This is a genomic window from Kitasatospora sp. MY 5-36, assembly GCF_001182915.1.
Classification (GTDB): domain Bacteria; phylum Actinomycetota; class Actinomycetes; order Streptomycetales; family Streptomycetaceae; genus Kitasatospora.
In genome coordinates, this window is sequence record NZ_LFVW01000427.1 from 1 (window position 1) to 10,160 (window position 10,160).

At 72.8% G+C, this 10,160-nt stretch carries 7 protein-coding genes and 2 pseudogenes; 2 read left to right on the forward strand and 7 right to left on the reverse strand.

Going from position 1 to position 10,160, the window contains the following annotated elements; genetic code table 11:
* Nucleotides 1-1,140 (forward strand): annotated as a pseudogene (locus AE652_RS25475) (hypothetical protein); the annotation flags it as partial.
* A 134-nt stretch (nt 1,141-1,274) separates the two neighbouring features.
* Here AE652_RS25475 and AE652_RS25480 read toward each other — a convergent pair.
* The 4 genes from AE652_RS25480 to AE652_RS25495 form a co-directional block, all read right to left on the reverse strand.
* The gene (locus tag AE652_RS25480; RefSeq protein WP_049655521.1) at nt 1,275-2,645 is read right to left on the reverse strand and encodes a S8 family serine peptidase; all 1,371 of its coding nucleotides are present in this window, start codon (nt 2,643-2,645) and stop codon (nt 1,275-1,277) included.
* 208 nt (nt 2,646-2,853) lie between these two features.
* Nucleotides 2,854-3,612, reverse strand: a complete 759-nt coding sequence (gene fabG / locus AE652_RS25485; protein WP_049655523.1) for a 3-oxoacyl-ACP reductase FabG — start codon at nt 3,610-3,612, stop codon at nt 2,854-2,856.
* 145 nt (nt 3,613-3,757) lie between these two features.
* On the reverse strand, nt 3,758-4,957 hold the full coding sequence (locus tag AE652_RS25490; protein ID WP_049655525.1) for an acetyl-CoA C-acyltransferase: 1,200 nt from the start codon (nt 4,955-4,957) through the stop codon (nt 3,758-3,760).
* Between the two features lie 71 nt (nt 4,958-5,028).
* Entirely contained in the window at nt 5,029-6,192 is a 1,164-nt protein-coding gene (locus tag AE652_RS25495) for an acyl-CoA dehydrogenase family protein (protein WP_049655527.1), read from the reverse strand.
* Between the two features lie 173 nt (nt 6,193-6,365).
* On the opposite strand from AE652_RS25495, the gene AE652_RS25500 reads away from it, so the two are divergent.
* The gene (locus AE652_RS25500; RefSeq protein ID WP_049655529.1) at nt 6,366-7,028 is read left to right on the forward strand and encodes a TetR/AcrR family transcriptional regulator; all 663 of its coding nucleotides are present in this window, start codon (nt 6,366-6,368) and stop codon (nt 7,026-7,028) included.
* A gap of 107 nt (nt 7,029-7,135) precedes the next feature.
* On the opposite strand, the gene AE652_RS25505 is transcribed toward AE652_RS25500, so the two are convergent.
* From AE652_RS25505 to AE652_RS25515, 3 genes and pseudogenes are all read right to left on the reverse strand, one after another.
* Nucleotides 7,136-8,563, reverse strand: a complete 1,428-nt coding sequence (locus AE652_RS25505; protein ID WP_049655533.1) for a sugar porter family MFS transporter — start codon at nt 8,561-8,563, stop codon at nt 7,136-7,138.
* Nucleotides 8,564-8,704: 141 nt separating this feature from the next.
* Nucleotides 8,705-9,676, reverse strand: a complete 972-nt coding sequence (egtD, locus tag AE652_RS25510; protein ID WP_049655530.1) for an L-histidine N(alpha)-methyltransferase — start codon at nt 9,674-9,676, stop codon at nt 8,705-8,707.
* A gap of 44 nt (nt 9,677-9,720) precedes the next feature.
* Nucleotides 9,721-10,160: pseudogene (locus tag AE652_RS25515) on the reverse strand (class II glutamine amidotransferase); the annotation flags it as partial.

A 10,160-nucleotide genomic window follows, 5' to 3' on the forward strand; every position in this document is an offset into this window, starting at 1 on the left:
CCCGCGTCGTCGGTGGGGTCGGCGGGGGCGGTCGGGTCTGCTGCGTTCGCCGGGTCTCCGGTGGCCGCGGGCGGTCCGGTCAGCCTGGTCAAGCCGGGCGTACCGCCCACCCCGCCGCGGCCGGCCCGCCCGGTCAGCCTGCAGAAGGCGGGCGGGGGCGTCGAGGCACCGGGTGTGACCCTGCGCAAGCCCGCCCCGGCCGACACCGTGCCCGAGGACAGCGCGTCCCCGGCGGGCGTCACGCTCCTGAAGTCCCGGCCGGAGCCGGTGGACGGTGCCGTCGCCGAGCCCGAACTCCCGCAGGAGGAAGCCGCGGTGGCCGCCGAAGCCGCGGCGGAGGCGGTCGGGACCGTGGCCGAGCCGGTGGCCGAGGAGGCAGCGGAGGAGACGAGCGAGGAGGCAGCCGAGGGCGCTGCCGGCGAGGTCGTCGAGGAGGCACCCGAGGCCGCGGAGGAGCCCAGGGACGCCGTCCCGGTGGAGTCCGTGCCGACGGACGAGGCGCCCGCCGAGCAGGAGTCCGCCGAGCAGGCTCCCGCCGACGTCGTTCCGGTGGACGGGACACCTTCTGACGAGGTGCCGGCCGACGCCGTGCCGCAGGACGAAGCGCCGACCGAGGACGCTCCCGCCGACGCGCCGCCCGCCCCGAGTGACGTCCCTGTCGACGCACCGGCCGACGAAGCCGCTGCGGCCGCTGCGGCCGCTACGCCCCGTGCGGACTACCGCGAGGTCATCGGACGGATCGTCCGTAGCGCCGAGGCCGGGGACCACGCCGCCGCCACCGACCTGGCCTTCGCCCTCGAACTGGAGGCGATCGCCGAGCACGGTGCCGTCTCCGAGCCGGTGCTGCAGGTCCGGCAGGTCCGGGCGCACGTCTGCCGGCTCGCGGGCCGGTCGGCCGAGGCCGCGGACATCTACCGCGAGGTGGCGCTGACCCTGCTCCGTTCGCAGGGCCCGGACCACGTGGAGACCCAGCGGGCGGCCACCAACGCCGAGGCCTGCTGGCGCGCGATCGCCGACCGTGCGGAGGCCATCCGGATCGCTCCGGAGATCATCGAGCTGCGCGCCTACCTCCCGGGCCCCGACGGCCGCAAGCTCCGCGCCGCCGAGCGCTACCTCGCCCAGCTGGCGGCCACCGGCTGACAACCGGCGGTCGGCGGAGAACCGCTGACGGATAACAGCAGACGGAAAACAGCGAACAGCGGACAGATTTCAAAATCTGTCCGCTGTCGTCTGTTATCTGTTATCTGTCACCCGTCACCCGGTGACCCGCAGGTTCACCGACCGGCGACCGCGTGCACGAACTTCGCGCCGTCGATGGTGCCCAGGCCGCTGGCGAGGTCGTAGCCCTCGGTCGCGTTGTAGCCGGTGACGCCGTTCCAGCCGTTGTCGCCCTGCTTCACGTCCACGATGCCGCTCCACTTGCTCGGCAGCAGGTTCATGCCGTACAGGCGCCAGTTGAGCTGGCCGAGGCGGTGGCCGGCGAGCTGGTCGGCGAGCGCGACGACGCCCGAGAACAGCGGGGTGGCCTCGCTGGTGCCGCCGGTGAGGTGCCAGCCGACCGAGGTCGGGTCGTAGGACTCGTAGGTCCAGGCGGCGCCGTCCACGGCCGCGCTCATGCTGATGTCCGGGGTGCCGCGGTGGTTGCCGGTGACGTTGGCGACGCCGGCCTGGTACCACGGACGCTCGAAGATGCCCGAGACGCCACCGCCGCCGGCGCCGGACTTGTCGTGCCACACCTTGTCGGGCGCGGTGCGGTTGCCCTTGTCGTCCAGGGTGAGCTGGGTGCCGCCGATGGAGGTGACCAGCGGGTCCGAGGACGGCCAGGAGTTGACCTTGTACGGGTACAGGTCGGTGCCGTTCTCCTGGGCGTCGGTGGCGCCGTTGTCGCCGGAGGCGGCGAGCACCGTCACGTTGTGGTCGGCCGCGGCCTGGAAGGCGTAGCGCAGGTCGGTGAGCGACTTGAAGTCGCCCTTGTCGTACCCCGGGAAGGTGTTCTCGGTGGCGCCGAAGCTCTGCGAGATGACGTCGGCGCGGCCGGCCTTGATGAGGGCCTTCTCGGCGTCCATCATCTCGGGCAGGCCGGTGGTGCCCTCGGTCTCGGCGACGCCGGTCTCGACCAGGATGATGTGCGCGTCGGGGGCGATCGCGTGGGCGTACTCGACGTCCAGGGTGGTCTCGCCGGCCCAGCCGGTGTGGTCGGGGTTCTTCGGGTCCCAGGTGGGGACGTTGCCCCACTTGACCACCTCGACGTTGGTGTCCGGGATGCCCCACTGCTTGTCGAAGACCTCCAGGTCGTGCTGGATGGTCGGCGAGCCGAAGGAGTCGACGATGACGATGGTGCGGCCCTTGCCGGTGATGCCCTCCTGGTACAGCGGGTCCAGGTTGTAGGCGGTCCGGTACTGCAGCGGCGAGTAGCAGTGGATACCGACCTGGCTGACGCACTGGGTGGTGCTCAGCGGGGCGGGGCGGCCCTGGGCGTTGTGGTGCCCGAAGGAGGCGGGGCGGACGTGGACGCCCGTGAGATCGTGCGCGGGGGCGGCGATCGCGGTGCCGGCGGCCGGTACGGCGACGGTACCGGCCGTGAGGGCGGTGGCCCCCACGGCGAGCAGGGCCAGGGCGCGGCGGAGGGTGGCGGGGCTGCCCATGGGACTCCTTGGGGCGCAGGGCCCGACCTGGTTCGGTCGGGTCGGTGCGGCCATCCCATCGAGAGCTGCATGATCATGCCATAGTCATTTGGTGGGGCCATGTGATCAAGGGCATGGTCATACTCGGCCACGCGAAAAGGTAAAGGCCGTCCCAGGGGAAAGTAACCTCCCACCCGGGACGGCGATATGACGACACGTCAGACGACCGCTAGCGTGCTCCGCCGTTGACGTACAGCGTCTGCCCGCTGACGTAGGAGGCCTCCTCGCTGGCCAGGAAGGCGACGACCGAGGCGACCTCCTCCGGCTGCCCGACCCGGCGCAGCGGCGTCCGGGCGGCGACCTCGGTCTGGTGCTCCTCGGCGCTGCTGCCGACCCGCTCGGCGGTGGCCGCGGTCATCGCGGTGGCGATGTACCCGGGCGCGACGGCGTTGACGTTGACGTTGAACGGCCCGAGCTCGATCGCCAGGGTCGCGGTGAGGCCCTGGATGCCGGCCTTGGCGGCCGCGTAGTTGGCCTGGCCCCGGTTGCCGAGGGCGGAGCGCGAGCTGAGCGAGACGATCTTCCCGTACTTCTGCGCCACCATGTACTTCTGCGCGACGTGGCTGCAGTTGTACGCGCTGGTCAGGTTGACCGTCAGCACCGCGTCCCAGTCGGCCTTCGGCATCTTGAAGAACAGGTTGTCCCGGGTGATCCCGGCGTTGTTGACCAGGATGTGCACCCCGCCGAGGTCCGCCGCGACCTGCGCGAACACCGCCTCCACGGCGTCGTAGTCGGCCACGTCGCAGCCGTACGCCCGGGCGGTGCCGCCCTTGGCGGTGATCTCGGCGACCGTCCCGGCCGCCCGCTCGGCGGTGAGGTCGACGACGGCGACCGCCGCGCCCTCCTCCGCCAGCAGGCGGGCGGTGGCCGCCCCGATGCCCTGGGCCGCGCCGGTCACCACGGCGACCTTCCCCGCGAACCGCGTCATGTGAACTCCTCGGAAGTCTGGAGGTTTGAAGGTCGGTCCGGGCCCTGGAGGCTCGGACCGACGGAGGTGTGGATCAACAGAGGTGTGGACCAACAGAGTTGTGGATCGACAGAGGTGTGGATCGACGGACGGGGAGCGCCGGTCGTCAGACGTTCTCGACGAGCACGGCCGTACCCTGCCCCACGCCCACGCACATGGTGGCCAGACCGCGCCGGGCACCGGTACGGCGCATCCGGTGCAGCAGGGTGGTGAGGATGCGGGCGCCGGAGCCGCCCAGGGGGTGGCCGAGCGCGATCGCGCCGCCGCTGGGGTTGACCACCTCCTCGGCCCGCTCCGGGCTGAACCCGATGCCGTCGGCGGAGGCGAGCGCCTGGGCCGCGAAGGCCTCGTTCAGCTCGGCGGTGTCCAGGTCGGCGAGCGACCAGCCGGCCCGCGCGAGCACCTTCGCCGTGGCCGGGACCGGGCCGATGCCCATGACGTCCGGGTGCACCCCGGCCGAGGCGCCGGCCACGTACCGGCCGAGCGGCCGCAGCCCGAGGTCGTGCAGCGCCTCCTCGCCGACCAGGAGCAGCCCGGCCGCGCCGTCGTTCATCGGTGAGGCGTTCCCGGCGGTGACCGTGCCCCCGGGCCGGAACACCGGCTTGAGGCCGGCGAGCTTCGCCAGGCTGGTGTCCTCGCGGATGCCCTCGTCGCGGCCCACCGTCACGCCGTCCGGCCGCTCGACCGGGACGAGTTCCGCGTCGAAGTGCCCGTCCTCGCGGGCGGCGCCGGCCCGCTGGTGGCTGCGCAGCGCGAAGGCGTCCTGGCGCTCCCGGCCGATGCCGTACCGGGTGGCCACCTCCTCGGCGGTCTCGCCCATGCTGAGCACGCCGTGCAGTTCGGCCATCCGCGGGTTGGTGAGCCGCCAGCCGAGCCGGGTGTCGAAGGTCTCCATCCGGTGCGGCAGCGCCTCGTCGGGACGGGGGAGGACGAAGGGGGCGCGGGTCATCGACTCGCAGCCGCCGGCCAGCACCACGTCCGCCTCGCCGGAGCCGATGGCCCGGGCGGCGAGGGTGACGGCCTCCAGGCCGGAGGCGCAGAGCCGGTTGACGGTGGCTCCGGGGACGGTCTCCGGCAGGCCGGCCAGCAGCACGGCCATCCGGGCGGCGTTGCGGTTGTCCTCGCCGGCCTGGTTGGCGGCGCCCCAGTAGACGTCGTCGATCCGGGCCGGGTCGAGTGCGGGGACGTCGGCGAGCAGGGCGCGCAGCACGGTGGCCGAGAGGTCGTCCGGGCGGACCGTGGCGAGCGCACCGCGCAGTCGGCCGATGGGTGTGCGGCGGGCGGCGGCGAAGTAGACGGGACGCACGTCGTCGGGCTCCTTGTCGGGAAACGGGTGGCGGGGCAGGCGGCGGGGCAGGGCGGCTTGGCGGGCCGGCGTCAGAAGGCGTTGACGCCGGTGAGGGCGCGTCCGATGAGCAGCTGGTGGATCTGGCTGGTGCCCTCGTAGAGCGTCATCACCCGCGCGTCGCGCAGGTACTTGCCGACGGGGTACTCGTCGATGAACCCGTAGCCGCCGAAGACCTGGAGCGCGTTGTTGGCGGCCCGGACGGCGGCCTCGCTGGCGTACAGCTTGGCGACGGAGGACTCGGTGGCGAACGACAGGCCGCGGTCGATGTGGTCGGCGACCTTCCAGGTGAGCAGCCGGGCCGCCTCGACGTCGACGGCGATGCCGGCCAGCAGTTCCTGGACGAGCTGGTGCGAGGCGATCGGTTTGCCGAACTGTTCGCGCTCGCCCGCGTAGCGGACGGCGGTCTCCAGGCAGGCCCGGGCGATGCCGACGCAGCCGGCCGCCACCGACATCCGGCCCTTGGCCAGCGCGGCCATCGCCACCGTGAACCCCTTGCCGACCTCGCCGAGCCGGGCGCTGTCCGGCACCCGGACGTCCTCGAAGGAGAGGCCGGCGGTGGCCTGGCCGCGCAGGCCGAGCTTGCCGTGGATCTCGGTGCGGGTGAAGCCGGGCAGGTCGGTGGGGACCAGGAAGGCGGTGATGCCCCGGTGGCCCCGCTGTTCGGGCGCGTCGCCGCCGGTGCGGGCGAAGACCAGGGCGACGTCGGCCCAGGTGCCGTTGGTGATGAAGGTCTTGGCGCCGCTGATCAGCCAGTCCCCGCCGTCCCGGACGGCGCGGGTGGTGAGGTTGGCGGCGTCCGATCCGGTGCCCGGCTCGGTGAGCGCGAAGCAGGCCAGCGCCTCGCCCGAGGTGAGCCGGGGCAGCCAGTGCCGCTTCTGCTCCTCGGTGCCGAAGGCGTTGACCGACTTGCCGACCAGGCCGAGCGAGACCGAGACGATCCCGCGCACGGCCGAGTCGCCGCGCCCGAGTTCCTCCAGGACCAGGCAGTACGCCAGGTGGTCGCCGCCGCTGCCGCCGTACTCCTCCGGGATGGTCAGCCCGAGGAAGCCGACCTTCGCCAGCTTGCCGATGATCGCGCGGTCGACGGACTCGGCGCGGTCCCACTCGGCGGCGTGCGGCACGACCTCGCGGTCGGTGAAGGAGGCGGCGAGGTCCCGGACGGCGCTCTGCTCCTCGGACAACTCCAGGTTCACGGCGGCTCCCGAATCCGGTGTCCAGGGCCCCGACCCCAGGGCCGGACCCATTAAACTAGCGCTGCAAGTTTTATGGGGGGACTGTAGCCCCGCCCCGCCCGCGCTGGGAAGGGGCACCTGCCAGAATCGGTCCCCAGCACACCCGACCGGAGGAACCGGAGGCACCCGCCGCGATGGCCCGTCCACGCACCCCGCTGCTCAGCCGCGAGCGCATCGTCGCCGCCGCCCTGCGGCTGATCGACGACGAGGGGCTGGACGCCCTCTCCACCCGCCGGCTCGCCACCGAGCTGTCGGTCAGCGGGCCCTCGCTCTACAACCACTTCGCCACCAAGGACGAGCTGCTGGACGCGGTGGTGGACAGCGTCATCGGCGAGGTCGACCTGTCGATGTTCGGCACCACCGGGGCTGCTGGAGCCGGTGGGGGCTCCTGGCCGGAGGCGCTGCGCGACTGGGCCCGCTCCTACCGGGCCGCGCTGGCCGCCCACCCCAACATCGTCCCGGTGCTCGCCCAGGGCCCCGGGCGCCGGCCGAACGCCCTGCGGCTGGCCGACGCCGTCTTCGGCCACCTGGTCGAGTCCGGGTGGCCGCGCGGCCAGGCGACCAGGATCGGCGCGTTGATGCGCTACTTCGTCACCGGCTCGGCGCTCGCCTCCTTCGCGGCCGGCTTCCCCGCCGACGCCGAGGTCTACGACGCGGCCGACTACCCGCACCTCGGCGAGGCGCACCGGCTGGCCGGGCACCGCGGGACGGTGGACGAGGGCGCCTTCGAGACCGGGCTGGAGGCGCTGCTCGACGGGCTCGCCCTGCGCTACGCCCGGCTCGCCGAGCGGCCCTGAGACGAGGCTGGAGGGGCCCGGTCGAGCGGAAACGATTCGGCCCCCGCACCCCGCGCTGATCGCGCCGGGGGTACGGGGGCCGAGAGGTCGGCGGGCCGACGGGCGGGTCAGCCCATGTCCTCCAGCCGGACGCCCTTGGTCTCCTTCATGAACTTCGCCACGAAGAGGATGGAGAGCGCCGCGAAGGCGGCGTAGATCAGGTAGGTCGCCGACAGGTTCCAGCGCGACATGGACGGGAACGAGACGGTGATCACCCAGTTCGCGATCCACTGCGCGGAGGCGGCGACGGAGAGCGCGGCGGCGCGGATCCGGTTCGGGAACATCTCGCCGAGCATCACCCAGACGACGACGCCCCAGGACATCGCGAAGAACAGCACGAAGGCGTTGGCGGCGACCAGCGCGACGGTGCCCTGGAAGTCGGGCAGGGTGAGGTTGTCCCCGCTGCCGGTGGCCGAGGAGAAGGCCCAGCCGGCGGTGCCGAGCGCGACCGCCATGCCGGCCGAGCCGATCAGGGCGAGCGGCTTGCGGCCGACCCGGTCGACCAGCACGATCGCGATCACGGTGCCGAGGATGTTGATCACCGAGCCGACGAAGCTGATCAGCAGCGAGTTGCCCTGGTCGATGCCGACCGACTGCCACAGGATCGACGAGTAGTAGAAGATCACGTTGATGCCGACCAGCTGCTGGAAGACCGACAGGCCGATGCCGACCCAGACGATCGGGAGCAGGCCGAAGCGGCCGCCGAGCAGGTCGCGGAAGCGCGGGCGGTGGTCGGAGGCGATCAGCGCCTGGACCTCGGCGATCCGGGCGTCGGTGTCCACGCCCTCGCCCTCGACCTCGGCGAGCACCTTGCGGGCGTCGTCCAGGCGCTCGGCCTGGATCAGGTAGCGCGGGGACTCGGGGATCACCGAGGCGAGCACGAAGTAGACCGCGGCCGGGACGACGCAGATGCCGAGCATCCACTGCCAGGCCTCCAGGCCGAGCAGCCGGCCGCGGGTGTCGCCGCCGGCCGCCTGCGCCAGCACCCAGTTGACCAGCTGGGATATCGCGATGCCGAGCACGATCGCGGCCTGCTGGAAGGAGGCCAGCCGGCCCCGGTACTTGGTCGGCGCGACCTCGGCGATGTAGGTCGGGGCGATCACCGAGGCGATGCCGATGGCCGCGCCGCCGAGGACGCGCCAGAGGGCGAGGTCCCAGGCGGAGAACGGCAGCATCGAGCCGACCGCGCTGATCGCGAACAGCAGGGCGCCCGCCTTCATGACCTTGATGCGGCCGTACCGGTCGGCGAACCGTCCGGCGACCGCGGCGCCGACCGCCGAGCCCAGCAGGGCCGAGGAGACGATCAGACCGGTCACGCCGCTGCCGACGCCGAACTTCTCCTGGATGCCGGAGACGGCGCCGTTGATCACGGAGCTGTCGTAGCCGAACAGGAAGCCGCCGAGGGCCGCTGCCGCGGTGATGAAGACGACGAAGCCGAGGCGGCCGGGCGCGGGGGCCTCGACCGCCCCGGAGGGCTTCTGGGTGACGCTCACGATCTGACTCCTGGTACTCAACGCTGAGCTCGGTAGCCGAGATCGTAACCCCTATTCGTTTAAGTCTTGTACACCGGGAACCTCAAGTTTCGCTCTGAGAATTCGTAAGGTGAACAAGCAAATTGGGCCGTCCGGGAGTGGCGGTCAGGCCGGCGAGGCGAGCGAGAGCCCGAACCGGCCCTCCGGGTCGGTCCACCAGTGGCTCAGCCGCAGCCCGGCCGCCGCCAGTTCCCCGGCCACCCGCTCCCGGCGGAACTTCGCCGACACCTCGGTGCGCAGCTCCTCGCCCCGGGCGAAGTGCACCGGCAGGTCCAGGGCCGGGATCTTCACGGACTGCGCGCGCAGCGAGCGCAGCCGCATCTCGATCCACTCCTGCTCGGCGTCCCAGAGCGCGACGTGCTCGAAGGCGTCCGGGTCGAAGTCGGCGCCCAGCTCGCGGTTGAGCACGTTGAGCACGTTCCGGTTGAACTCGGCGGTCACCCCGGCGGAGTCGTCGTAGGCGGCGACCAGCACCGCCGGGTCCTTGACCAGGTCGGTGCCGAGCAGCAGGAAGTCGCCCGGGTCGAGGGCGGCGCGCAGGCCGTGCAGGAAGGCCGCGCGCTCCAGGGGCAGCAGGTTGCCGAGGGTGCCGCCGAGGAAGGCGACCAGGCGCGGGCCGCCCTCCGGGGGCAGGCCGAGCCCGGCGGTGAAGTCGGCGAGCACGCCGTGCACCGCGAGCCCGGGGTACTCGGCGGAGATGGCGGCGCCGGCCGCGGTCAGCGCGCTCTCGCTGACGTCCACCGGGACGTACGTCTCCAGGGTGCCGAGCGCGCGCAGGGCGTCCAGCAGCAGCCGGGTCTTCTCGGAGGAGCCGGAGCCCAGCTCCACCAGGGTGCGGGCCCCGGTGGCGGCGGCGATCTCGCCGGCCCGGGCGGTCAGGATGGCCCGCTCCGCTCGGGTCGGGTAGTACTCGGGCAGCCGGGTGATCTCCTCGAACAGCTCGCTGCCCCGCGCGTCGTAGAACCACTTCGGCGGCAGCCACTTGGGCCGCGCGGTCAGTCCGTGCTGCACGTCGTGGCGCAGCGCGGTGCTGAAGTGGTCGGCGGGCAGCAGTCGGGTGAGTTCGAAGGTGTCCATGACAGGGTGGTTCCTCTGTTCAGAAGGTGAAGGAAGAGTGGGGATCAGTCGCGGCCGGGGAGGCGGCGTACGGTGACGCCGCGCGAGTCCGCCAGCAGCAGCGAACCGTCGGGGACGGACGTCCAGCCCGGCGCGTCGTCGTATGGTTCGGAGGCCACCACCGTGCCGAGGCCCGGCAGGGTGCGGTGGTACAGGGTGTCGCCCCAGGTGGTCGCGGCGATCGAGGCGCCGTCGGTGAGCAGCAGGTTGAGCCGCCCGGTGGTGTGCGCGGCGACGTCCGCGACGGTGCCCGCCAGGGCCTCGCCCGGCCCGGCGCCGTCCCGCAGCCGGTGCAGGGTGAGCGCCCACAGCAGCGCCGAGTCGGTGCGCGCCTCCAGGTCCAGCAGTTCGGCCGGGGGCAGCAGGGCGGCCAGCGCGTCCAGCTTGCCGGGCCAGCCGGCCACCGCGCCGTTGTGGCTGAACAGCCAGCGCTCGGCGGCGAACG

Bases quoted from the DNA above. Each gene is read 5' to 3' on its own strand.
- AE652_RS25480 (WP_049655521.1), bottom strand. From the start codon at position 2,645: ATGGGCAGCCCCGCCACCCTCCGCCGCGCCCTGGCCCTGCTCGCCGTG.
- fabG (WP_049655523.1), bottom strand. From the start codon at position 3,612: ATGACGCGGTTCGCGGGGAAGGTCGCCGTGGTGACCGGCGCGGCCCAG.
- AE652_RS25500 (WP_049655529.1), top strand. From the start codon at position 6,366: ATGGCCCGTCCACGCACCCCGCTGCTCAGCCGCGAGCGCATCGTCGCC.
- egtD (WP_049655530.1), bottom strand. From the start codon at position 9,676: ATGGACACCTTCGAACTCACCCGACTGCTGCCCGCCGACCACTTCAGC.